This is a genomic window from Streptomyces sp. NPDC047042 (assembly GCF_040644035.1).
Classification (GTDB): domain Bacteria; phylum Actinomycetota; class Actinomycetes; order Streptomycetales; family Streptomycetaceae; genus Streptomyces.
Genome location: NZ_JBEYVP010000007.1, coordinates 18526 through 41808 on the forward strand (window position 1 = coordinate 18526; position 23283 = coordinate 41808).

Sequence of the window (23283 nt, forward strand, 5' to 3'; positions counted from 1 at the left end):
GGCCCGACCGGCAAGGAGACCAACCCCCGTGTCCGTCCTCTCAAAGATCATGCGTGCAGGCGAAGGCAAAATCCTGCGCAAGCTGCACCGCATCGCGGACCAGGTCAACTCCATCGAAGAGGACTTCGTCGACCTCTCCGACGCCGAGCTGCGGGCCCTCACCGATGAGTACAAGCAGCGGTACGCCGACGGTGAGAGCCTGGACGACCTGCTGCCCGAGGCCTTCGCCACCGTGCGGGAGGCCGCCAAGCGCGTACTGGGCCAGCGCCACTACGACGTGCAGATCATGGGCGGCGCGGCCCTCCACCTCGGCTATGTCGCCGAGATGAAGACCGGCGAGGGCAAGACCCTGGTCGGCACCCTGCCGACGTATCTGAACGCCCTGTCCGGAGACGGCGTTCACCTCATCACGGTCAACGACTACCTGGCCGAGCGCGACTCCGAGCTCATGGGGCGCGTGCACAAGTTCCTGGGGCTGAGCGTCGGCTGCATCCTCGCGAACATGACGCCGGCCCAGCGGCGCGAGCAGTACGGCTGCGACATCACGTACGGCACGAACAACGAGTTCGGCTTCGACTACCTGCGCGACAACATGGCGTGGTCGCAGGACGAGCTCGTCCAGCGCGGCCACAACTTCGCCGTGGTCGACGAGGTCGACTCGATCCTCATCGACGAGGCCCGTACGCCGCTGATCATCTCCGGCCCGGCCGACCAGGCCACCAAGTGGTACGGCGACTTCGCGAAGCTGGTCACCCGCCTCAAGCGCGGCGAGTCCGGCAACCCCCTCAAGGGCATCGAGGAGACCGGCGACTACGACGTCGACGAGAAGAAGCGCACCGTCGCCATCCACGAGTCGGGTGTCGCCAAGGTCGAGGACTGGCTGGGCATCGACAACCTGTACGAGTCGGTGAACACGCCGCTGGTGGGCTACCTGAACAACGCCATCAAGGCCAAGGAGCTCTTCAAGAACGACAAGGACTACGTCGTCATCGACGGCGAAGTCATGATCGTCGACGAGCACACCGGCCGTATCCTCGCCGGCCGCCGCTACAACGAGGGCATGCACCAGGCGATCGAGGCGAAGGAAGGGGTGGACATCAAGGACGAGAACCAGACCCTGGCGACCATCACCCTCCAGAACTTCTTCCGCCTCTACAGCAAGCTCTCCGGTATGACCGGTACGGCCATGACCGAGGCCGCCGAGTTCCACCAGATCTACAAGCTCGGTGTCGTCCCGATCCCGACCAACCGTGACATGGTCCGCAAGGACCAGTCCGACCTGATCTACCGCACCGAGGTCGCGAAGTTCGAGGCGGTCGTCGACGACATCGCCGAGAAGCACGAGAAGGGTCAGCCGATCCTCGTCGGCACGACCTCGGTCGAGAAGTCCGAGTACCTCTCGCAGCAGCTCTCCAAGCGCGGCATCCAGCACGAGGTGCTGAACGCCAAGCAGCACGACCGGGAGGCGACCATCGTCGCCCAGGCCGGCCGCAAGGGCGCCGTCACGGTCGCGACCAACATGGCCGGTCGTGGTACGGACATCAAGCTCGGCGGCAACCCCGACGACCTCGCCGAGGCGGAGCTGCGCCAGCGCGGCCTCGACCCCGAGGAGCACATCGAGGAGTGGGCCGCGGCCCTGCCGGCCGCCCTGGAGCGGGCCGAGAAGGCCGTGAAGGCGGAGTTCGAGGAGGTCAAGGACCTCGGCGGGCTGTACGTCCTCGGTACCGAGCGGCACGAGTCCCGGCGGATCGACAACCAGCTGCGCGGTCGTTCCGGACGGCAGGGCGACCCCGGCGAGTCCCGGTTCTACCTCTCCCTCGGCGACGACCTCATGCGGCTGTTCAAGGCCCAGATGGTCGAGCGCGTCATGTCGATGGCGAACGTCCCGGACGACGTACCGATCGAGAACAAGATGGTCACCCGTGCCATCGCCTCCGCCCAGTCGCAGGTCGAGACGCAGAACTTCGAGACCCGCAAGAACGTCCTCAAGTACGACGAGGTCCTCAACCGGCAGCGCGAGGTCATCTACGGCGAGCGGCGCCGCGTCCTGGAGGGCGAGGACCTGCACGAGCAGGTCCAGCACTTCATGGACGACACCATCGACGCGTACATCAGCGCGGAGACGGCCGAGGGCTTCGCCGAGGAGTGGGACCTGGACCGGCTGTGGGGCGCCTTCAAGCAGCTCTACCCGGTGAAGGTCACCGTCGACGAGCTGGAGGAGGCGGCCGGCGACCGCGCCGGGCTGACCGCCGAGTTCATCTCCGAGTCCATCAAGGACGACATCCACGAGCAGTACGCGTCGCGTGAGGAGCAGCTCGGCTCCGAGATCATGCGTGAGCTGGAGCGCCGGGTCGTGCTGTCGGTCCTGGACCGCAAGTGGCGCGAGCACCTCTACGAGATGGACTACCTCCAGGAGGGCATCGGTCTGCGCGCCATGGCGCAGAAGGACCCGCTGGTCGAGTACCAGCGCGAGGGCTTCGACATGTTCACCGCCATGATGGAGGGCATCAAGGAGGAGTCCGTCGGCTACCTGTTCAACCTGGAGGTCCAGGTCGAGCAGCAGGTCGAGGAGGTCCCGGTCGCGGACGCCAAGCCGTCGCTCGACAAGGGCCTCGAGGACTCGGTGCCGGCGCAGGCGAGTGCCGGTTCCCGGCCCGAGATCCGCGCCAAGGGGCTCGACGCTCCGCAGCGCCGGGACCGGCTGCACTTCTCCGCCCCGACCGTGGACGGCGAGGGCGGCATCGTCGAGGGCGACCTCGTCGGTGACGACGACGAGGTGCGGTCCGAGGCGGACGGGCTCACGCGCGCGGAGCGGCGCAAGCAGCAGCGCCGTGGGATCCGACGCAAGAAGTAGTACGAAGTAGTGCGAAATAGTACGTAGTTGTTGCTGCGTGGTGTGAAGGGCCGGGCATCCTGCGGGGTGGCCGGCCCTTTCGCGTGCCCGGTGGCTAGTCGTCCGCCGTGTGTGGCCTGCGGGGGCCGCCCAGTTCCACGGCTGTGCAGCGCCAGCGGAAGTCCCGGCCGAGTTCCAGGCGGAACGCCATCGCCCTGAGCTGATCGCCGGCGCCGATGCGGGCGAAGGCCTCCAGGGCGCCTCGGCTGGGCTCGTAGTAGCCGACGTCGCGGACGACGGGGCGGGTGCCGCGTGTGCGGAGGGGGCCGCGCGCCGCGAGCCAGGCCAGCTCGTCGTAGGCGCGGCCCACGGTGTGGCGGAGCATGCTGTGGACGGGGCGTTCGCCGCTCAGGACGGCCAGGAGGCGGTCCGCGAAGAGGTCGGTGGGGCGGGGCTGGGGGAGCGCGCGGGGCTGCCCTTGGGCGGGGACTCGGGGTTCCGGGTGGGTCCCGGTGGGGGCGATGGCTTCGGTGCGGGGTGTGCGGGGCGTGCCTCCGCCCGGGGAGGTGCGGTGCGGGGTGCTGCCGGGGCGGCGGGTGTCCCGGCGTACCGGCGGGCGGGACGGGGTGTGGCGGACCGTCCTCGTCATCACCTTGTTCATGGAATGTCCCCGTTCTCCAGGCCCGGACGAATACCGGGCGGTAACTTTCTGTTGGGGATCTTGTACGGGGAGTAATCGAATCGGTGCAAGGAGAGATGGGGTGCCGGTCGGTGAAGACGGAGGTTCACTTATCAGGGTGATTTGCGAGGGGTAAAGGCCTGGTGGGGGCTGTGGCCGGGGTGAATTCCGAGGCGTCCGGTGGACGCTCCGAGGGGCGTGAGCGGGGACTCGAAAGGGGACTCCGCGACGTATCCTGAGGTCTTCCCGGGTCGTCTGAAACGCCTCTACGAAAGCGGTCAGTCATGCGCGTCTACGTCCCCCTGACCCTCCAGGGCCTTGCCGAGGCGTACAAGACGGGCGAGTTGGGGGCGGGACCGTTCGTCGCGTACGCCGTCACGCCCGCGTTGCGTGAGTGGTACCTGTCCGACGATGTCGAGGAGCTGGAGTACGCGGCGCTGAACCGGGCCGCCCTGGCCTCCCTGCGCCTGCTCGCCATGGACCCGGGGGTGGCCCGGCGACGGGTGGTCGTCGCCGTCGATGTCGCCGACGGGGTCGCGGTGGCGGACCCCGACCGGGGCCTCGACCCGGTCGCACTGGGCGAGGTCCGGGTGGGCGGGCCCGTGTCGCTCGGCAAGGCCGCGGCTGTGCACGTCGACGCCGACGACGCCGAGAAGGACGTGGCGGCCGCCGCGGCGGCGCTGGGAGCGGCCGACCAGGGCGACGACGACGCGCAGTTCACGGTGGACGGGGCCGAGGATCACGAGCTGCTCTGGTATGCCACCCAGGAGATTCCGAACCTGGTGGGGTTGCCGGACTGAGCGACGGACCGGCGTGGCTGTACTTTCTTGGTATGGGGAAGTACGGAATGACGCACATCGTGTGGGACTGGAACGGAACGCTGTTCCACGACACCGAGGCCGTCATCGGCGCGACGAACGCCGCATTCGCCGAGCTGGGGCTGGCACCGATCACCCTCGAGCAGTACCGGGAGCTGTACTGCGTCCCGGTGCCGCGGTTCTACGAGCGACTGCTCGGGCGGCTGCCCACGGACGCCGAGTGGGCCGCCATGGACGACATCTTCCACCGGTACTACGCGGAGCACCGGGTGACGTGCGAGCTGGCCGTCGGTGCGCGGGACCTGCTGGCCGGATGGCAGTCGGCGGGCCACAGCCAGTCCATTCTGAGCATGTACGGGCACGCCGAACTCGTCCCGCTGGTCAGGGGATTCGGGATCGAGCCGCACTTCGTACGGGTCGACGGGCGGACCGGGCCCTCCGGCGGCAGCAAGACCGAGCACATGGTGCGCCATCTCGAAGCGCTGACCGGCACCGGTGTCGAGGCCGCGCGCACGGTGGTCATCGGGGACGCCGCCGACGACGCGCTCGCCGCCCTGCACGTCGGTGCCCGGGCCGTGCTCTACACCGGGGGCTCCCACGGCCGGGCCAGCCTCGAAGAGGTGGGCGTGCCCGTGGTGGACAGCCTGGAGGAGGCCGTCGCGGAGGCCTCGCGCCTGGCCGCGTAGCCCCGGCGCGCTCTCGGCCGGCTCCCGTTCCGGGCGATTCGGGCATCCTCTCTTCTCCCGCTGTGCATAACGGCAAACTTGTCAGCCATCTTTTGTACACAAATGGCGTATGACGTGGCCCCCGTCATGAGCGATAGCCTTGTGGCGTGATCAGCGCGATACGTCGCGGGGGCGCCCTCGTCCCTGCTTTGCGCCCGGAGTGCACGGACCACATCCGTGCCCGGGCGGTGATCGCTGGTCGGCGCGGGCGGGACGGAACCCCGAGGGTTCCCAGGACGCCGTACGCATCCCGTGGACCGGCGCTGCCGAGAGCAGCGTCACACTCCGCCGGGGTGCCGAGAATGGCCGATAACCCCCCGCTCTTCCCACCCTGCGGCATAGCGTCGGAACAGACCGGAGACCCCGCGTCGAGGCGTTGTACCGCAGGAGGAGCCGTACTTCCTTCTACGTCACGCAACGGCGCGCGACAGGAGTCAGAGGACAATGCAGACCAAGCTGGACGAAGCCAAGGCCGACCTGCTCGAAAGGGCCGCCCGGGTAGCTGAGAACAGCCCGGTCGGGGGGTACCTACCGACTGGGACGACACGTGCAACCGAGTCCGGCCGGGACCCCGGCACCCCGGACCACGACACCGTGCTCGCGTTCCTCCAGCGCTACTACCTGCACACCGCCCCGGAGGACCTCACCGGCCGCGACCCGGAGGACGTCTTCGGCGCTGCCTTCTCGCACTACCGGCTGGGCGAGACCCGTCCGCAGGGCACGGCGAGCGTGCGGGTGCACACCCCGACCGTCGAGGAGAACGGGTGGACGTGCAGCCACTCCGTGGTCGAGGTCGTCACGGACGACATGCCCTTCCTCGTCGACTCGGTCACCAACGAACTGTCCCGGCAGGGGCGCGGCATCCATCTCGTCGTCCATCCGCAGTTCGTCGTACGACGGGACCTGACCGGCCGGCTCATCGAGGTGCTGCCCGACCGGGCCACCGGGAGCGCGGCCGTCGGGGACGCGGACCTGCCGCACGACGCGCACGTCGAGTCGTGGATCCATGTCGAGATCGACCGCGAGACCGACCGCGCCGACCTGAAGCAGATCACCAGCGACCTGCTGCGCGTGCTGTCCGACACCCGTGAGGCCGTCGAGGACTGGGACAAGATGCGCGACGCGGCGCTGCGCATCGCCGACGAGCTGCCCAAGGAGCCGACCGCCGACGACCTGGTCGACCAGGACGTCGAGGAGGCCCGCGAACTGCTGCGCTGGCTCGCGCAGGACCACTTCACCTTCCTCGGCTACCGCGAGTACGAGCTGCGCGAGGACGACTCGCTGGCCGCCGTCGCGGGGACCGGCCTCGGCATCCTGCGCGCCGACCCGCACCACTCCGAGGACGAGGGCCACCCCGTCAGCCCGTCCTTCGAGCGGCTGCCCGCCGACGCCCGGGCCAAGGCCCGCGAGCACAAGCTGCTCGTCCTGACGAAGGCCAACAGCCGCGCCACCGTCCACCGGCCGTCGTATCTCGACTACGTCGGGGTGAAGAAGTTCGACGAGAAGGGTGACGTCGTCGGCGAGCGGCGCTTCCTGGGGCTGTTCTCCTCGGCCGCGTACACCGAGTCCGTGCGCCGGGTGCCCGTCGTGCGGCGCAAGGTCGACGAGGTGCTGCGGTCCGCCGGGTTCTCGCCCGAAAGCCACGACGGGCGCGACCTGCTCCAGATCATGGAGACCTACCCGCGCGACGAGATCTTCCAGACCCCGCCCGACGAACTCCGGGCCATCGTCACCTCGGTGCTGTACCTCCAGGAGCGGCGCCGGCTGCGCCTCTACCTGCGCCAGGACGAGTACGGGCGCTACTACTCCGCCCTCGTCTATCTGCCCCGGGACCGGTACACCACCGGCGTTCGGCTGCGGATCATCGACATCCTCAAGGAGGAACTCGGCGGTATCAGCGTCGACTTCACCGCCTGGAACACCGAGTCCATCCTGTCGCGGCTGCACTTCGTCGTCCGGGTCCCGCAGGGCACCGAGCTGCCGCAGCTGTCCGACCAGGACAAGGAGCGCATCGAGGCGCGGCTCGTCGAGGCCGCCCGGTCCTGGGCCGACGCCTTCGCCGAGGCACTCAACGCCGAGTGCGGCGAGGAGCGCGCCGCCGAACTGCTGCGCCGGTACGCGAACGCCATCCCCGAGGGCTACAAGGCCGACCACACTCCGCGCGCCGCCGTCGCCGACCTGGTCAATCTCGAGAAGCTGGGCGTCGGCACGAACTTCGCGCTGAGCCTCTACGAGCCGGTGAGCGCGGCGCCCGGTGAACGCCGGTTCAAGATCTACCGCACCGGCGAGTCCGTCTCGCTGTCCGCCGTGCTCCCCGTCCTCAACCGGCTCGGCGTCGAGGTGATCGACGAGCGGCCGTACGAGCTGCGCTGTTCGGACCGGACCACCGCCTGGATCTACGACTTCGGGCTCCGGCTGCCCAAGTCGCTGAGCGGCGGCGGGGATTATCTCGGGGACGACGGCCGCGAGCGTTTCCAGGAGGCTTTCTCGGCCACCTGGACCGGGCAGGCCGAGAACGACGGCTTCAACGCGCTGGTGCTGAGCGCGGGCCTCGACTGGCGGCAGGCGCTGGTGCTGCGGGCGTACGCGAAGTACCTGCGGCAGGCCGGTTCCACGTTCAGCCAGGACTACATGGAGGACACCCTCCGCAACAACGTCCACACCACCCGGCTGCTTGTGTCCCTGTTCGAGGCGCGGATGTCGCCGGAGCGGCAGCGGGCGGGCGTCGAGCTGACCGACGCGCTCATGGAGGAGCTGGACGCGGCCCTCGACCAGGTGGCGTCCCTCGACGAGGACCGCATCCTGCGGTCGTTCCTCACCGTCATCAAGGCGACCCTGCGGACGAACTTCTACCAGGAGAGCGCGGGCGGCAAGCCGCACGACTACGTCTCCATGAAGTTCGACCCGCAGGCCATCCCGGACCTGCCGGCGCCGCGTCCGGCGTACGAGATCTGGGTGTACTCGCCGAAGGTGGAGGGCGTCCATCTGCGGTTCGGGAAGGTCGCGCGCGGCGGGCTGCGCTGGTCGGACCGGCGGGAGGACTTCCGTACGGAGATCCTCGGGCTGGTCAAGGCGCAGATGGTGAAGAACACCGTCATCGTGCCGGTCGGCGCCAAGGGCGGGTTCGTCGCCAAGCAGCTGCCCGATCCGAGCGTGGACCGGGACGCGTGGCTCGCCGAGGGCATCAGGAGCTACAAGACGTTCATCTCGGCGCTCCTCGACATCACCGACAACCTGGTGGCCGGCGAGGTCGTGCCGCCCGCCGACGTCGTACGGCACGACGAGGACGACACCTACCTCGTCGTCGCCGCCGACAAGGGCACGGCGACCTTCTCCGACATCGCCAACGAGGTCGCCCAGTCGTACAACTTCTGGCTCGGGGACGCCTTCGCGTCGGGGGGCTCGGCCGGGTACGACCACAAGGGCATGGGCATCACCGCGCGCGGCGCCTGGGAGTCCGTCAAGCGGCACTTCCGTGAGCTGGGCGTCGACACGCAGACCGAGGACTTCACGGTCGTGGGCGTCGGTGACATGAGCGGTGACGTGTTCGGCAACGGCATGCTGCTGAGTGAGCACATCCGGCTCGTCGCCGCCTTCGACCACCGGCACATCTTCATCGACCCGAAGCCCGACGCGGCCACCTCGTACGCCGAGCGGCGGCGCCTGTTCGAGCTGCCGAGGTCCAGCTGGGCGGAGTACGACAGTCAGCTGATCTCCGCCGGGGGTGGCATCTTCCCCCGCACCGCCAAGGCCATTCCGGTCAACTCGCACATCCGTGAGGCGCTCGGCATCGAGGCCGCGGTCAGCAAGATGACGCCGGCCGACCTGATGAAGGCGATCCTCCAGGCGCCGGTCGACCTGCTGTGGAACGGCGGCATCGGCACGTACGTCAAGTCGAGCACGGAGTCGCACGCGGACGTCGGCGACAAGGCCAACGACGCCATCCGTGTCGACGGCGGCGACCTGCGTGTCAGGGTCGTCGGAGAGGGCGGCAACCTCGGGCTCACCCAGCTCGGGCGGATCGAGTTCGCGCAAATCGGCGGGAAGATCAACACCGACGCCATCGACAACAGCGCGGGCGTGGACACCTCCGACCACGAGGTGAACATCAAGATTCTGCTCAACTCCCTCGTCACCGAAGGTGACATGACCGTCAAGCAGCGCAACAAGCTGCTGGCCCAGATGACCGACGAGGTCGGCGCGCTGGTCCTGCGCAACAACTACGCGCAGAACACGGCCATCGCCAACGCCCTCGCCCAGTCCAAGGACATGCTCCACGCCCAGCAGCGCTTCATGCGGTACCTGGTGCGGGAAGGCCATCTGGACCGGGCGCTGGAGTTCCTGCCGACCGACCGGCAGATCCGCGAACGCCTCAGCGGCGGACAGGGGTTGACCGGTCCGGAGACGGCCGTGCTCCTCGCGTACACGAAGATCACGGTCGCCGACGAGCTGTTGCAGACCTCGCTGCCCGAAGACCCCTACCTGCGCCGCCTGTTGGACGCCTACTTCCCGAGCGCGCTGCGCAAGAAGTTCCCCGAGCAGATCGACGGGCACGCGCTGCGCCGCGAGATCATCACGACCGTACTCGTCAACGACACGGTCAACACGGGCGGTACGAGCTTCCTGCACCGGCTGCGTGAGGAGACCGGCGCCTCGCTGGAGGAGGTGGTGCGGGCGCAGACCGCGGCTCGCGCGATCTTCAACTCCAGCGCGGTGTGGGACGCGGTCGAGGCGCTCGACAACACCGTAGAGGCCGCCGTCCAGACCCGGATCCGCCTCCACTCGCGGCGACTTGTCGAGCGCGGCACACGCTGGCTGCTCAACAACCGGCCGCAGCCGGTGCAGCTCACGGAGACCGTCGAGTTCTTCGGCGAGCGGGTCGGCCAGGTCTGGTCGCAGCTGGCCAAGCTGCTCAGCGGCGCGGATCTCGAGTGGTACCGGAAGATCTACGACGAGCTGACGGGCGCCGGGGTCCCCGACCAGCTCGCCACGAGGGTCGCGGGCTTCTCGTCGGCGTTCCCGACGCTCGACATCGTCTCGGTCGCCGACCGGATGGGCCGCGACCCGATGGATGTCGCCGAGGTCTACTACGATCTCGCCGACCGTCTCCACATCACCCAGCTCATGGACCGCATCATCGAGCTGCCGCGCGCCGACCGCTGGCAGTCCATGGCCCGCGCTTCCATCCGCGAGGACCTGTACGCGGCTCACGCGTCCCTCACGGCGGACGTCCTCGCGGCCGGCAACGGCTCGTCGACGCCCGAGCAGCGCTTCCAGGCGTGGGAGGCGAAGAACACCGCGCTCCTGGGCCGCGCGCGCACGACCCTGGACGAGATCCAGAGCTCGGACGCCTTCGACCTGGCGAACCTGTCGGTCGCGATGCGGACGATGCGCACACTGCTGCGGAGTCATTCGTAGCCGGTAGGCGCGCAGGGGCGCCCCGGGCCGTCGTCACGGCTCGGGGCGCCCCCGTTTTTCTTGACAACTGTTAGAGAAAAGCAGACGGGGAATTTACCCTTTCCTGCTAGACCGGATGCCTCGGATAAAGTCGCGAGCGTGAGTGTGAATGTCTCCGAGGACCGGCTGACCGTTCCGGCCAGGTCGGTGCGGCGCCTGATTCTCGAAGCGGTGAAATTCGGGGCCGTCGGCGGCAGTGGCGTGCTCGTGAACTTCCTGTTCTTCAACTTGCTGTTGCACGGGCTCGGTTGGCGGGCGATGACGGCCACGGTGCTGTCCAGCCTCATCGCCATGGGCTCGAACTATCTGGGTTTCCGCTATTTCACGTACCGGGACAGGGCCTCACGCACCCCGCACCAGATCGCGCTGTTCTTCGTGTTCAGCGCGATCGGCATCGCGATGGAAAGCGGACTGTTCTACATCGGTTATCACGGTCTGGGATTGCACGGGCCGGTCGAGTCGAACGAGGTGAAGGGCGTCTCGATCGTGCTCGCCTCGGCGTTCCGCTTCCTCGTCTACCGCACCTGGGTATTCCGCCACTAGGCCTGGGCCCAACGAGCTCGTCAGGCGGCCTGGGCCGCCTTCGTCGGGCGGTTGGTGAAAGCCTCGTACTCCTTCAGTACGTCGTCCGTCGGGCCGTCCATGCGCAGTTCGCCGCGTTCCAGCCACAGGACGCGGTCGCAGGTGTCGCGGATGGACTTGTTGTTGTGGCTGACGAGGAACACCGTGCCGGCGTGCTGGCGCAGCTCGCGGATGCGTTCCTCGGAGCGCATCTGGAAGGAGCGGTCGCCGGTCGCCAGGGCCTCGTCGATCAGCAGGACGTCGTGGTCCTTGGCGGCGGCGATGGAGAAGCGCAGCCGGGCGCCCATGCCCGAGGAGTACGTCCGCATGGGCAGGGTGATGAAGTCGCCCTTCTCGTTGATCCCCGAGAAGTCGACGATGTCCTGGTAGCGCTGCTTGATCTGCTCCCGGGACATGCCCATCGCGAGACCGCCGAGATAGACGTTCCGCTCGCCCGTCAGATCGCCCATCAGGGCCGCGTTGACGCCGAGGAGGGAGGGCTGGCCGTCCGTGTAGATGTGGCCGTTCTCCACCGGGAGCAGTCCGGCGACCGCCTTGAGCAGCGTGGACTTGCCGGAGCCGTTGGTGCCGATCAGGCCGATGGCCTCGCCGCGGTAGGCGACGAAGGACACGTCCTTGACGGCGTGCACCTTGCGCACACCGGCCGCCTTCTCGCTCTGCTTGCGCCGCACCATGCGGTTGAGGGCGGCCGTCGCGGTACCCCGTCCGGCACCCGTGCCGTTGACGCGGTAGACGATGTCGACGTGCGAGGCGACGACGGTGGGGATCTGCTCGTTCGGGTTCTCAGCCACGGCCGTACGTCTCCTCAGCCTTCCAGAAGTAGATGAAGCCGCCGACGCCCGCCAGCAGCGCCCAGCCCAGCGCGATCGGCCAGACGTGGGCCGGCAGCTGGCTGGAGTGGTAGCTGTCGATCAGGGCGAAGCGCATCAGGTCGATGTAGATCGCCGCCGGGTTGGTCTCCAGCATCACCGTCACCACGCGCGGCAGGTCGTCCTTCTGGGACAGCTTGTCGAGGCTCCACATCACACCCGACACGTACATCCAGGTGCGCAGCACGAACGGCATCAGCTGGGCGATGTCCGGAGTCGACGCGCCCATCCGCGCCATGACCATCGACACGCCGGTGTTGAACACGAACTGGAGTGCCAGGGCGGGGATGACCAGCAGCCAGGAGGCGCTGACCGGGATGCCGAAGCAGAGCAGGATCACGACCAGAGCGGCCATGGAGAACAGCAACTGCTGGAGCTGCTGGATGCAGAACGAGATCGGCAGAGCCGCGCGCGGGAAGTGCAGGGCACGGACCAGGCCGAGGTTGCCGGCGATGGCGCGGGTGCCCGCCATGATCGAGCTCTGGGTGAACGTCCAGATGAACACGCCCGTGACCAGGAACGGGATGTAGTCCGGGACGCCGTGCTTGGTGCCCAGCAGGACGCCGAAGATGAAGTAGTAGACCGCCGCGTTGAGCAGCGGGGTCATCACCTGCCAGATCTGGCCGAGCTTCGCCTGGCTGTACTGGGCGGTGAGCTTGGCGGTGGCGAACGCGGTGATGAAGTGCCGCCGGTCCCACAGCTGGCGGACGTAGGTGCGCAGGCTGGGGCGGGCGCCGCTGACCGAGAGCCCGTACCGGGCGGCGAGCGCCGTGAGGTCGTCGTCGGCCGGGCCGGCCTGTGACGGGGGCGGTGTGTGGAGGACCTGGCTCACATCCGCTGCTTTCACTTGGGGGGAGTGGAAAGGGGTGCGCGACCGGTCCCGCTTCCCGGCGCCCCCTGCCGGCGGGTGTGATCGCCGGTGCTTTACGCGTTTCTTTCCAAACTCTTACGTCGGGACGGGACCGTATCGTCGCAACGGGAGCGTATTCCGATTCGGCGTCGGAACGCAACCGTTTCGTCGTAACGCCCCTATGCTGGTCCGCATGACGACGAACACCGACGAGTCCGGGACCGCGCCGGCACGGACCCGCCGCCGGGCCCCCGCCGGAGCCGCCGTACTGCGGGAGGACGTGACGGAGGCCATCCGGGCGGCCGTGTTCGAGGAGCTGGCGGCCGTCGGCTACGCCAGGACGTCCATCGAGGGCGTCGCACGCCGGGCGGGCGTCGGCAAGACGGCGGTGTACCGGCGCTGGCGTTCGAAACTGCACCTGGTGCTCGACCTGGTCTCGGCGATCGCGGTGCAGGGGCTCCCCGCGCCGGACACGGGCACCCTCGAGGGCGACCTGCGGATGCTGTACGAACTGACGTCACGCGCGCTGCGCCACCCGGTGGCCTCGCAGATCATCCCCGACCTCCAGGCGGAGGCCGCCCGCAACCCCGAGATCGCCGACGCCATGCAGAAGGCGCTGCGGGAGGGGCAGGAAGGGGTCGCCAGCGGGATCGTCGCGGCGGCGGAGCAGCGCGGGGAGATCCGCTCCGGCATCGACCCCGACCTCGCCCTCGACCTGATCTCCGGGCCCCTCTACTGGCGCTCGGTGGTGATCCGCAGCCCGAAGCTGCCGAAGGGGTATCTGGCATCCCTGGCCCGGGCGACCACGGCGGCCCTCAAGGCGCTGTGACGCCACGGACCCCGTAGGACCTGATCGGTGTGATCGGTGTGATCGGTGCGTTGCGGCGCGTGATGGTGCAGCCCGCTACGCCATCGCCCGGGGAGCAGGCTCTCCCGTGCGGTCGGCATGCCGTCACCTAGCCTGATGGCCATGTGGAAGACACTGCGGCAGGCAGCGCGGGCCACGGTCCAGCTGGTCGCGGTCGCGATCATGGCATTCGGCAACTACATCTTCATCACCGTCCTGCTGATCACGGCCACCCTCACACTGACGGTCGTAGGCGCCGGGCTGCTGCCCGAGACGGTCCTGCTCATCCGCCGCATCGCCGGCACCAAGCGCCGGATGGCCACCGAGTGGTCGGGCGTGGAGATCCCCGAGGCGTATCTGCCCATCGAGGGGAAGCTGAAGGAGAAGCTGCGCACGGCGGTCCGGGACCCCGGCACCCGCACCGACCTGACCTGGATGGTCGCGCACTACGTGTACGGCACCCTGCCGCTGCTGATGATCCCGCTGTGGCCGGTCGGTCTGGTCGTCGACGGCGTGTGGTGCGGGCTGCTGCGCCGCGAGGCGGTCGTCCTGCCGCTCATCAGCAGGCTCGCCGACCTCGACGCCTCCTGGTCGGCCGCCCTGCTCAAGCCCTCGCCCAAGGCGCGACTCGTCGAGCGGGTCGAACAGCTGAAGGCGACCCGGGCCGACGCCGTCGCCGCGCACGGCGCCGAACTCCGGCGCATCGAACGCGACCTGCACGACGGTGCCCAGGCCCGCCTGGTCTCCCTGTCCATGCGGATCGGCCTCGCCAAACGGGCGTACGACCGTGACCCGGACGCCGCCCGCAAACTGCTGGAGGACGCCCAGGACCAGGCCGAGGAGGCGCTGACCGAGCTGCGCAACGTGGTGCGCGGCATCCATCCGCCGATCCTCACGGACCGGGGGCTCGTGGGCGCCGTGCGGGCGCTGGCGTCGAGCAGCGGTCTGGAGGTGAGCGTGCGTGACGACGGTGTCGAGGACGGGGTACGGGCGCCCGCGGCCGTGGAGGCAGCCGCGTACTTCGTGGTCGCCGAGGCGCTGACGAACGCGGCGAAGTACAGCGGTTCGCCGACCGCCTGGGTCGAACTCGCCCGCGTGCCAAGGGGGTTGAAGGTCCGGGTGGGTGACCGCGGACAGGGCGGCGCCGACGAGAAAAACGGCACCGGACTGCTCGGGATGCGCCGCCGGGTGGCCGCGCTCGACGGCGGCTTGGAGGTGTCGAGCCCTGTCGGGGGGCCGACCGTGATCGAGGTGGAACTGCCGTGCGTATGGTGAGCGCCCCCGCCGAGGCCCCGGCCACCGGCAACTGGACCGGATGCCCGGATCGCCGGACGACCGGATGGAGAACAGGACCGTCATGCGTGTGGTGATCGCCGAGGACAACGCCCTGCTGAGAGAAGGGCTCGTCCTGCTGCTGACGTCGGCCGGACACGATGTCGTGGCCGTCGCGGGAACCGGCCCCGAGGTGCTGCCGGCCCTGCTCGAACACCGTCCGGACGCCGCCGTACTGGACGTCCGGATGCCTCCCGGCTTCCGCGACGAGGGTCTGCGCGCGGCCCTCGAGGCGCGGGAGCGGATCCCCGGCCTTCCGGTGCTCGTCCTGTCCCAGTACGTGGAGGAGTCGTACGCGGCCGAGCTGCTGGGCGGCGGAGCGAGCGGCGTGGGCTATCTCCTGAAGGACCGCGTGGGCAGGGTCGACGAGTTCCTCGACGCCCTGGAGCGGGTCGCCGCCGGGGGTACGGCCCTGGACCCCGAGGTCGTCGCCGAACTCCTCACCCGGCGCCGCGACTCCCCTCTCGACTCCCTCACCCCGCGCGAGCGGGAGGTGCTGGAGCTGATGGCGGAGGGCCACGACAACACGACGATCGCCAGGACCCTGGTGGTCACGGAACGCTCGGTCAGCAAACACATCGGCAACGTGTTCCTGAAGCTGGGCCTGCCCCCGAGCGACAGCGGACACCGCCGGGTGCTGGCGGTACTGGCCTACCTGAACAATCAGTAGCCGCCTGAACCTGCCGGTCCCTTTGTTCCTGTCTCTGCCTCCGGGTGCAGCCGGACCCAGCCCGCCCACGCCGAGGTGATCATGTCGTGGACGTCGTGCTTCGCCTTCCAGCCCAGCTCGGTGGCGATGCGGTCGGCCGAGGCCACGACCCTCGCCGGGTCGCCCGGGCGGCGCGGGGCCACGACCGGGGGCAGGGCGTGGCCCGTCACGCCGTTCACCAGGTCGATCATGTCGCGGACCGAGACGCCCTCCCCCCGGCCGATGTTGAGGGTGAGCTCACAGCCCGGGGTGGCCTCCAGCGCCCGGGCCGCCGCCACATGGGCCTCGGCCAGGTCCACCACATGGATGTAGTCCCGTACGCAGGTGCCGTCCGGGGTCGGGTAGTCGTCGCCGAAGATGCGCGGCGGTTCATGGGCCGTCAGACGTTCGAAGATCATCGGGATGATGTTGAAGGCACCCACGTCGGCCAGCTCCGGGGTCGCCGCGCCCGCCACGTTGAAGTAGCGCAGGGTCGCCGTCGACAGGCCCATGGCCCGGCCCGTCGCGCGGACCAGCCACTCGCCCGCCAGCTTCGACTGGCCGTACGGGCTCATCGGGACGCACGGCGTGTCCTCCGTCACCAGGGCCCCCTCCCACGCGGCGGGCGGGGTGCCGTACACCGCCGCCGAGGACGAGAACACGAAGGACGGCACCCCGGCCGCGGTGACCGCCTCCAGCAGGACGCGCAGCCCCTCCACGTTCTCCCGGTAGTAGTGCAGCGGGCGGTCCATCGACTCGCCCACCTGCTTCTTCGCCGCCAGATGGATCACGCCCGTCACCTCGTGGTCCCGCAGGGCACGCGCCACCCGCTCCCCGTCCAGGGTCGAGCCGACCACCAGTGCCACGCCGTCCGGCACGCGCTCGGCGACACCGGTGGACAGGTCGTCGTACACCACGGTGCGTTCGCCCGCCTCGGTCATCGCGCGCACGACGTGCGCCCCGATGTAGCCTGCGCCGCCGGTGATCAGCCAGGTCATTGCGGCCGTCCCCTCGTGTGGTCTGGTGTTTCGGTCGTACTTTGTCAGTTAACTCCCGTTAAGACGCACTAAGTTCCCGCTCGGGGAGTGAACGAGCGGAAGCAGGAACCGGGAGCGGGACCGCAGTGGGCCGGGTCGAGCGCCACAGTCGTACGAAGGACAGGATCGCCGCCGCGGCCAGCAGACCGTTGCGTACGACCATCACCGTCACACCCGTCCAGGTGCAGTGGATGACCTCGGCGTACAGGACCGGATAGTCGAGGCCGCTGACCGCCGCGGCCGCGATGAGCAACCATGCCACCGGGCGCTGGCTGGTGTGCCGTGAGGTCAGGCACACGGCGGCCAGCCCCAGCAGCCAGACCAGGTACTGCGGGCTGATCACCCTGCTGGTGACCGTGAAGAGGAGTACGGCGCTCATGGCCGCGTCGAACGGAGTCGCCTCCGTCCAGTGCCGGGCCCGCACCCGCCACAGCAGCAGGAGCCCGAACGCGCCGGCCGTCAGCGCGAGGGACAGCGCCGCCACCGAGGTGACGTACGGGCCCACGAACTCCATCGCGCCGTACTGGTAGCGCACCCGTCCGTCCCACCCCGCGCGCGTGGCGAGGGAGAGCGCGGTGCCGCCGAACGACTCGATCTGCACGCCCCGCCCGCCCTGCTGGCGCAGGAACGCGAACGGGTTGCTGAAAACGGCCGCGAGGAGTGCCAGCGCGGCCGTCGCCGTGGCCGTCGCGGACGTCCACGCCGACCGGGTCGCGGGGCCCTTCGGCGTACCCAGCAGCACCAGGGCCGGCCAGACCTTCACCAGGGCGCCCAGCGCCGCGAACGCGCCGCACGCGCGCGGGGAGCGCGACAACGTCAACAGGGAGATGACGGCGAACGCCGTGACCTGCAGGTCGTAGCGGGCGAGCGGCACATGGAGGAGCAGGGGCAGGCCCGCCGTCCAGTACCCGGCGCCGCGCAGGGAACGGCCGGGACGGCGTCCCGCGCGCGTGAGGGCCAGCAGGACCAGGACGTCGGCGGCGAGCGTGAGCGCCACGAACGCCTCGAAGTAGGTGAACGTCGGCAGCAGCGCGGGCGACAGCAGTACCGGACCGGCGCCCGGCGGGTACTGCCACAGCGTGTCGTGGGCGGGGAACGTGCCCTGCGTGAGGACGCCGTACCAGCGGAAGTACAGCCGCTGGACCTCACGAGCCACCGAGCCGCCGCCGAGCAGCGGGAGGTCGTCGTGGATCAGCAGCCACAGCATCAGGGCACGGGAGGCGGCCCAGCCGACAGCGAGGGCGAGGAGGGCGGGGGGTCTCGTCACCGCCGGATCGTAAGCCGAGCGAATGCCATATCCACGTCAATCAGTTGTCAAACGCCGTCAATAACCATCAAATGTTGTCTCATCGCACAAAATCAGGCCTGTGATCAACAGGCCGATGAATCAGGGGATGAACAAGAAGACGGCCGCCGTCGCGGTCCCCCTGATCCCGGTGGTCGTCATGCTGGTGATCGGCTGCTGGGGCCTCGACCGGGGTGGCATGTGGCGCGACGAGGCGGCCACCTTCCAGGTCGCGCGGCGCACGGTGCCGCAGATCTGGCGGCTGCTGCACGAGGTCGACGCCGTGCACGGCCTGTACTACCTGCTGATGCGGCCCGTCCTCGCCCTCCACCCCGGCGAGGTCCTCCTCCGGTTCCCGTCGGTCCTCGCGGCGGCCGTGACCGCCGGCCTGGTCGCGCTCCTCGGCGCCCGCCTGGCCCGCCCACGCGTCGGCCTCTGGGCCGGTCTCCTGTACGCCATCAACCCGATGGCCGGCCACTACGCCCAGGAGGGACGGTCGTACGCCCTGGTCGCGGCCGGTGCGGCGGGCGCGACCCTGCTGCTCGTACGCGCGCTCGGGGGCCGCTCCTGGACGCCGTACGCGGTGGTCGTCGCCGTCACCTGCCTCCTCCACGAGTTCGCCGTACTGCTGCTCCTCGCGCACGCCCTGACCCTCGTGCTCGCCCGCGTCCCCCGGCGGGTGTGGGCGGCGTGGCTGTGCGCGGCCGGCGCCGTGGCGCTGGTGCTGCTCCCGCTGGTGCTGGTCTCGCACGCCCAGTCGGCGCAGGTGGGCTGGCTGCGGCCACCCGGGCCGGGCAGCGTGAACCGGCTGCTGCACCGGTTCGCCGGCTCCACCGACGAGGTCCTCGTGCCCTGCCTCCTCCTCATGTACGTGGCCCTGCGGCGCCCCTGGCCCAGCCGCGACGGCCATGAACCGCCCCTCGCCGCCGTCGCCCTCCCGCTGCTCCTCGTACCGCCCGCGGTCCTCATGACCGTCTCCCAGTGGTCGCCGCTCTACGACGACCGGTACGTCCTGTACGCGCTCGCCGGCGCACCCCTCCTCGCCGCCGCCGGCGCCGACCGGCTCGCGCGGGCCGTGCCGCGCCTGCCCCGGGCGGCCGTGACCGTGGCCGGGCTGCTCGCCGTGGCCGTCGTCTGCGCGTACCAGCTGCCGCTGCTCCGGCAGGACCGTTCCGTTGTGCGGCGCGGCGGCGACAACCTCGCCGCCGCCTCCGCGATCGCGGCCCGCGAACTGCGCCCCGGTGACCCGGTGCTGTTCCTCCCGGCCATCGGACGGCGCTCGGCGCTGGCGTACCCGAAGGGGTTCCGCGACACCCGCGACATCGCGCTCGCCGAGTCGGCGCGCACCTCCGGGACGCTGTACGGCGTCGAGGTGGGCCCGGCGGCGCTGCGGCGGCAACTGGCCGGGCTCGACCACGTGTGGCTGGTCGCGGAGCCGTACGCCCTGCGCCCGTCCTGGTCCCCGGGCAGCGCGACGGACCGGGTCAAGCGAACGGTGGTGGCGGAGGAGTTCGAGCCGAGATGGGAGTTCAGGGGCAGCGGGGTGACCCTGCGCCTCTACGAACGCAGGGCGGGAGCAGTGCCACGCTAGGAGCGCGGGGATCTACCGGCGTGCACCTCCGCCGCACGGCGACCGGGCGCGACGGCCCGCAGCGAACCGACAACGCCGTGCGGCGCGGCGAGCGGGCGCGACGGCCCGCCGCGAACCGACAATCCCGTGCCGCGTGGCGACCGGCCCTGATGGCGCCGCCCCGAACCGACGACCCCCTGCCGCGTGGCGACCGGCCCCGATGGCGCCGCGGCGAACCGACAATCCCCGCGCGGCTCGGCGACCGGCCCCGATGGCGCCGCAGCGAACCGACAATCCCGTGCCGCGTGGCGACCGGGCGCGACGGGCCGCAGCGAACCGACAATCCCGTGCCGCGTGGCGAGCGGGCGCGACGGCCCGCCGCGAACCGACAACCCCGCGCCGCGCCTACAGCGGAGCGTCAGTCCTCCAGGGCTGCCGCGTCCAGGGCGACCGTGAGCTCGTCCAGGCGGGCCCGCAGTGCCCGGATCTCGTCCACGTTCAAGCTGGTCGCCGAGAGAATCCTGGGCGGTACCTGGAGCGCCCGCTCGCGCAGTGCGAGGCCCTTGTCGGTCGGCCGCACCTCCACCGACCGCTCGTCCCGCGTGCTGCGCTCGCGCCGGACGAGGCCGGCCGTCTCCAGCCGTTTGAGCAGCGGTGACAGCGTCCCGGAGTCGAGGCGGAGGTGTTCGCCGACCTTCTTCACGGGCAGCTGTCCGTGCTCCCACAGGACGAGCATCACCAGGTACTGCGGGTAGGTGAGCCCGAGGTCCTTGAGGGCCGTGCGGTAGACGCCGTTGAAGGCGCGGGACGCCGCGTTCAGGGAGAAGCAGATCTGGTGGTCGAGACGGAGGTAGTCCTCGGCGGACGTTGCTGACATGACTCCAGAGTACCTCTTTGCCCGCCACTCAGTTGTGCACAATTGAATTGTGTGATTAAGTGATGTCCACGAGGAACCCCGCAAGGGGCTCCAACGAAGCTTTGACGAGAGGGACGGGTTCCATGGACGCCATCTACACCGCAGTCGCCACCGCCACGCACGGCCGTGAGGGTCGCGCCGTCAGCTCCGACGGCAAGGTGGACCTCGCGCTCGCCATGCCGGTGGAGCTGGGCGGCAACGGTGAGGGCACCAACCCCGAGCAGCTCTTCGCCGCCGGTTACGCCGCCTGTTTCGGCAGCGCCCTGGGCCTGGTCGGCCGTGGCGCCAAGGTCGACGTCAGCGACGCCGCCGTGACCGCCGAGGTCGGCATAGGCAAGCAGGGCGAGGGCTTCGGCCTCAAGGTCACCCTCCGCGTCGAGCTGCCCGACTCCGTCGACGCGGAGACCGGCCGCAAGCTGGTCGAGCAGGCCCACCAGGTCTGCCCGTACTCCAACGCCACGCGCGGCAACATCGAGGTCAACCTCGAGGTCGAGTAGTACGTACGCCGTCGGGGGCGGCCTGCGGACGTGGCACGCTGGTGAGCGGAGCGCCGGCGAACGCGGTCGCCGCCGACGGCACCGGGTGACGCTCGGCGAGCGGAATGACCGGCACCTGACCGGCCGTCTCGCCCAGCACCAGCCGCCGAACGACCCGTTCGGCGGCTCGCCCGTCGTCGTACGGGCAGAACCGCTCGCGGAACGCGGTCCGCAGCTGCGTCGAGCGCGACCCGCGCCAGTGGCCGGTCGCGAAGATGTCGATCAGCTCGTCCTCGCTGCGCGACACCGCGCCCGGCGGGAACGCGCGCAGGTCGAAGTAGGTGCCACGGGCCGCCTCGTACGCCTCCCAGTCGTCCGCGTGGATCACGATCGGCCGGTCGAGGTTGGCGTAGTCGAACATCAGCGACGAGTAGTCGGTGACCAGCGCGTCCGAGGCCAGGCACAGCGACTCGACGCTCGGATGGTCGGTCACATCGATGAGCCGGCCGCCGGAGGCATGCGTCAGCGGGGCGTCGTAGACATGGTGCGCGCGGGTCAACAGCACGTAGCGCGGCCCGAGTTGGCGCAGGACGCGTTCCAGGTCGAGGGTGAGGCGGGGGCCGCGCCGGTAGTCGCGGTGGGTGGGCGCGTACAGGATCGCGACCGAGCCCTCCGGGATGCCGAGCGACTCGCGCAGCCGGGCCACGTCCGCCGAAGTCGCCTGCTGGAACACGTCGTTGCGGGGCTGCCCGGTCTCGAGGGTGCCGTAGCCGCCGGGGAACACGCGCTCCCATACGAGGGTGGAGTGGCGGTTGGCCGACAGACAGTGGTCCCAGGTGTCGACGTCCGCGAGAAGTGCCGCGAAGTCGGTCTCACGGGCGGCGGCCGGACGGTCCCGCAGGTCGAGGCCCATCCGCTTCAGCGGCGTCCCGTCCTGGGTCCGGATCACCACCTGCCCGGCCCGCTTCACATACCGCTCGTCCCAACTCCCGTTGCTCACCAGGTACTTGGCGCGAGCCAGGGCGGTCCAGTAGGCGGCGGTGCCGGGCCGTACCCGGGCGGTCGCCGTCGGGAGCGTGTGATGGTGCTCGGGGCGTGCGACCCACGCTGTGCGCATGCCCGGTACGAACGAGCGGAACGCGGCCTCCAGGGCGCCCGGGTTGCAGCCGTAGCCGCGCCCCGAGTGACTGCTGAAGACAGCCCGGTCGGCACGCAATGGAAGCCGCCGCTGGACCCGGTAGTGCAGCCGCAGGGCGGACGAACGGACGCTCCGCGCAAGGGACTTGACGAACCGGGTGATGTGCCTGCGCAGAGCGGACGCGAGCCGCACCGCCCGATACGTGCGGTAGCTGCCCGTCCGTACGAGCAGATGCCGCAGGCGGGCGTACAGCGGTACGGCGGCGCCCGGAACGCGGTAACGGCGGTAGTGGGCCCGCGACTTGCGCAGGAACTCGGCCCGGACACCGTTCGGCAACCGCTCGGTCAGGGCCAGCGCCGACATCAGCTGGTCGACCATCCGCCGGAACAACACCGGCCGCCAGTGCGTGAGTTCGGGGCGCGCCTCGACGAACTCGAAGACCCGGTCGTACTGCTCGTGGATGTCGAAGTGTCCATGGTCGACAGGGGAGTTGGCGTGCTGTCGCGGCCGGCGGTGGTGGAGGCAGACCCGGTCCAGGGTCGCGACCGACTCGGCGGCCAGCAGCGCGGGCACCGTCCAGGCGAGGTCCGCGTCGGTGCCCAGCGGGAAGGTGAGGTTCTCGCGCTCGACGAACTCCCGCCGGTACGCCTTGTTCCAGGCCACCGGCGGCAGCTTGAGCAGCAACGGGCGGTCGTCCAGGGTGAAGGGGACGGGGCCCTGCTCGGTGAGCTGCCCGAGGAACGGGCTGCGGACGGTCTCACCGCTCCACAGGGCGTGCGCGTGGTCGTAGACCAGCACGTCCGGCTCGCCCGCCTCCTTGATCCGGTCGGCGACCGCCCGCAGCGCGTCCGGGGCGAGGGTGTCGTCGCCGTCGACGAAGACGAGGTAGTCCCCGGTCGCCTGCTCGATCCCCGCGTTGCGCGCCGCGCCCACCCCGCCGTTCTCCGGCAGGTGGACGGGGCGCACCCGGGCGTCGCGGGCCGCGAACTCGTCGACGAGCGCACCGCAGGCATCGGGCGAGCAGTCGTCGACCGCGATCACTTCGAGATCCGGATACGACTGGCCGAGAACCGATTCCAGGCATTCCTGCAGATACGCCTGAACCTTGTACGCGGGGACGATGACACTGAACCTGGGCAAGGCACATCCATGGGTCGGTGGGTCGACGCGGGGCCTACTGC

17 protein-coding genes are annotated in these 23283 nt (G+C 70.0%); 10 read left to right on the forward strand and 7 right to left on the reverse strand.

What is annotated here, in order from left to right; translation table 11 throughout:
* The first annotated feature begins 28 nt into the window (after positions 1-28).
* Positions 29-2854: a preprotein translocase subunit SecA gene (secA, locus tag ABZ855_RS09320; protein ID WP_360803497.1), complete on the forward strand. Its 2826-nt coding sequence runs from the start codon at positions 29-31 to the stop codon at positions 2852-2854.
* Positions 2855-2948: 94 nt separating this feature from the next.
* On the opposite strand, the gene ABZ855_RS09325 is transcribed toward secA, so the two are convergent.
* Positions 2949-3494, reverse strand: coding sequence for an Rv3235 family protein (locus ABZ855_RS09325; RefSeq protein ID WP_360803500.1), 546 nt, complete (start codon positions 3492-3494; stop codon positions 2949-2951).
* A 302-nt stretch (positions 3495-3796) separates the two neighbouring features.
* Here ABZ855_RS09325 and ABZ855_RS09330 point away from each other — a divergent pair, with 302 nt between their 5' ends.
* The 4 genes from ABZ855_RS09330 to ABZ855_RS09345 all read left to right on the forward strand — a co-directional run bounded on the left by ABZ855_RS09330 (position 3797) and on the right by ABZ855_RS09345 (position 11055).
* Entirely contained in the window at positions 3797-4312 is a 516-nt protein-coding gene (locus ABZ855_RS09330; RefSeq protein ID WP_360803503.1) for a hypothetical protein, read from the forward strand.
* A 32-nt stretch (positions 4313-4344) separates the two neighbouring features.
* Entirely contained in the window at positions 4345-5016 is a 672-nt protein-coding gene (locus ABZ855_RS09335) for an HAD family hydrolase (RefSeq protein WP_360803506.1), read from the forward strand.
* A gap of 483 nt (positions 5017-5499) precedes the next feature.
* Positions 5500-10473 (forward strand): NAD-glutamate dehydrogenase, encoded by a 4974-nt coding sequence (locus ABZ855_RS09340; protein WP_360803509.1) that lies wholly within the window; start codon positions 5500-5502, stop codon positions 10471-10473.
* Between the two features lie 138 nt (positions 10474-10611).
* The gene (locus ABZ855_RS09345) at positions 10612-11055 is read left to right on the forward strand and encodes a GtrA family protein (RefSeq protein WP_360803512.1); all 444 of its coding nucleotides are present in this window, start codon (positions 10612-10614) and stop codon (positions 11053-11055) included.
* Positions 11056-11075: 20 nt separating this feature from the next.
* Here ABZ855_RS09345 and ABZ855_RS09350 read toward each other — a convergent pair whose 3' ends face one another.
* Together ABZ855_RS09350 and ABZ855_RS09355 are read right to left on the reverse strand one after the other, a co-directional pair.
* Positions 11076-11885: an ABC transporter ATP-binding protein gene (locus ABZ855_RS09350; protein WP_360803515.1), complete on the reverse strand. Its 810-nt coding sequence runs from the start codon at positions 11883-11885 to the stop codon at positions 11076-11078.
* The gene (locus ABZ855_RS09355) at positions 11878-12795 is read right to left on the reverse strand and encodes an ABC transporter permease (protein ID WP_360803518.1); all 918 of its coding nucleotides are present in this window, start codon (positions 12793-12795) and stop codon (positions 11878-11880) included. The genes ABZ855_RS09350 and ABZ855_RS09355 overlap by 8 nt, the downstream gene beginning before the upstream one ends.
* Before the next feature lie 199 nt (positions 12796-12994).
* Here ABZ855_RS09355 and ABZ855_RS09360 point away from each other — a divergent pair, with 199 nt between their 5' ends.
* The 3 genes from ABZ855_RS09360 to ABZ855_RS09370 all read left to right on the forward strand — a co-directional run bounded on the left by ABZ855_RS09360 (position 12995) and on the right by ABZ855_RS09370 (position 15662).
* Positions 12995-13642 carry a TetR/AcrR family transcriptional regulator gene (locus ABZ855_RS09360; RefSeq protein WP_360803521.1) on the forward strand — a complete coding sequence of 216 codons (648 nt, stop codon included), beginning with the start codon at positions 12995-12997 and terminating at the stop codon, positions 13640-13642.
* Between the two features lie 141 nt (positions 13643-13783).
* Positions 13784-14935: a histidine kinase gene (locus tag ABZ855_RS09365; protein WP_360803524.1), complete on the forward strand. Its 1152-nt coding sequence runs from the start codon at positions 13784-13786 to the stop codon at positions 14933-14935.
* An 82-nt stretch (positions 14936-15017) separates the two neighbouring features.
* Positions 15018-15662, forward strand: a complete 645-nt coding sequence (locus tag ABZ855_RS09370; RefSeq protein WP_360804153.1) for a response regulator transcription factor — start codon at positions 15018-15020, stop codon at positions 15660-15662.
* On the opposite strand, the gene galE is transcribed toward ABZ855_RS09370, so the two are convergent.
* Positions 15656-16678, reverse strand: coding sequence for a UDP-glucose 4-epimerase GalE (galE, locus tag ABZ855_RS09375; RefSeq protein ID WP_360803527.1), 1023 nt, complete (start codon positions 16676-16678; stop codon positions 15656-15658). The genes ABZ855_RS09370 and galE overlap by 7 nt on opposite strands.
* A 58-nt stretch (positions 16679-16736) precedes the next feature.
* Complete coding sequence (locus tag ABZ855_RS09380) at positions 16737-17924, reverse strand: glycosyltransferase family 87 protein (RefSeq protein WP_360804156.1); 1188 nt, start codon at positions 17922-17924, stop codon at positions 16737-16739.
* Between the two features lie 187 nt (positions 17925-18111).
* Here ABZ855_RS09380 and ABZ855_RS09385 point away from each other — a divergent pair, with 187 nt between their 5' ends.
* Positions 18112-19593: a glycosyltransferase family 39 protein gene (locus ABZ855_RS09385; RefSeq protein ID WP_360803530.1), complete on the forward strand. Its 1482-nt coding sequence runs from the start codon at positions 18112-18114 to the stop codon at positions 19591-19593.
* A 397-nt stretch (positions 19594-19990) separates the two neighbouring features.
* Here ABZ855_RS09385 and ABZ855_RS09390 read toward each other — a convergent pair whose 3' ends face one another.
* Positions 19991-20449, reverse strand: coding sequence for a MarR family transcriptional regulator (locus tag ABZ855_RS09390; RefSeq protein ID WP_360803533.1), 459 nt, complete (start codon positions 20447-20449; stop codon positions 19991-19993).
* A gap of 122 nt (positions 20450-20571) precedes the next feature.
* Here ABZ855_RS09390 and ABZ855_RS09395 point away from each other — a divergent pair, with 122 nt between their 5' ends.
* Positions 20572-20985, forward strand: coding sequence for an organic hydroperoxide resistance protein (locus ABZ855_RS09395; protein WP_360803536.1), 414 nt, complete (start codon positions 20572-20574; stop codon positions 20983-20985).
* Here the strand turns inward: ABZ855_RS09395 and ABZ855_RS09400 are convergent.
* Positions 20966-23242: a bifunctional glycosyltransferase family 2 protein/CDP-glycerol:glycerophosphate glycerophosphotransferase gene (locus tag ABZ855_RS09400; RefSeq protein ID WP_360803539.1), complete on the reverse strand. Its 2277-nt coding sequence runs from the start codon at positions 23240-23242 to the stop codon at positions 20966-20968. The two genes, ABZ855_RS09395 and ABZ855_RS09400, sit on opposite strands and share 20 nt — an antisense overlap.
* Positions 23243-23283: the final 41 nt, after the last annotated feature.

Bases quoted from the DNA above. Each gene is read 5' to 3' on its own strand.
- ABZ855_RS09365 (WP_360803524.1), top strand. From the start codon at position 13,784: ATGTGGAAGACACTGCGGCAGGCAGCGCGGGCCACGGTCCAGCTGGTC.
- ABZ855_RS09370 (WP_360804153.1), top strand. From the start codon at position 15,018: ATGCGTGTGGTGATCGCCGAGGACAACGCCCTGCTGAGAGAAGGGCTC.
- ABZ855_RS09380 (WP_360804156.1), bottom strand. From the start codon at position 17,924: ATGCTGTGGCTGCTGATCCACGACGACCTCCCGCTGCTCGGCGGCGGC.
- ABZ855_RS09330 (WP_360803503.1), top strand. From the start codon at position 3,797: ATGCGCGTCTACGTCCCCCTGACCCTCCAGGGCCTTGCCGAGGCGTAC.
- ABZ855_RS09390 (WP_360803533.1), bottom strand. From the start codon at position 20,449: ATGTCAGCAACGTCCGCCGAGGACTACCTCCGTCTCGACCACCAGATC.
- ABZ855_RS09385 (WP_360803530.1), top strand. From the start codon at position 18,112: ATGAACAAGAAGACGGCCGCCGTCGCGGTCCCCCTGATCCCGGTGGTC.
- ABZ855_RS09335 (WP_360803506.1), top strand. From the start codon at position 4,345: ATGGGGAAGTACGGAATGACGCACATCGTGTGGGACTGGAACGGAACG.
- ABZ855_RS09360 (WP_360803521.1), top strand. From the start codon at position 12,995: ATGCTGGTCCGCATGACGACGAACACCGACGAGTCCGGGACCGCGCCG.
- ABZ855_RS09325 (WP_360803500.1), bottom strand. From the start codon at position 3,494: ATGAACAAGGTGATGACGAGGACGGTCCGCCACACCCCGTCCCGCCCG.
- ABZ855_RS09340 (WP_360803509.1), top strand. From the start codon at position 5,500: ATGCAGACCAAGCTGGACGAAGCCAAGGCCGACCTGCTCGAAAGGGCC.
- galE (WP_360803527.1), bottom strand. From the start codon at position 16,678: ATGACCTGGCTGATCACCGGCGGCGCAGGCTACATCGGGGCGCACGTC.
- ABZ855_RS09395 (WP_360803536.1), top strand. From the start codon at position 20,572: ATGGACGCCATCTACACCGCAGTCGCCACCGCCACGCACGGCCGTGAG.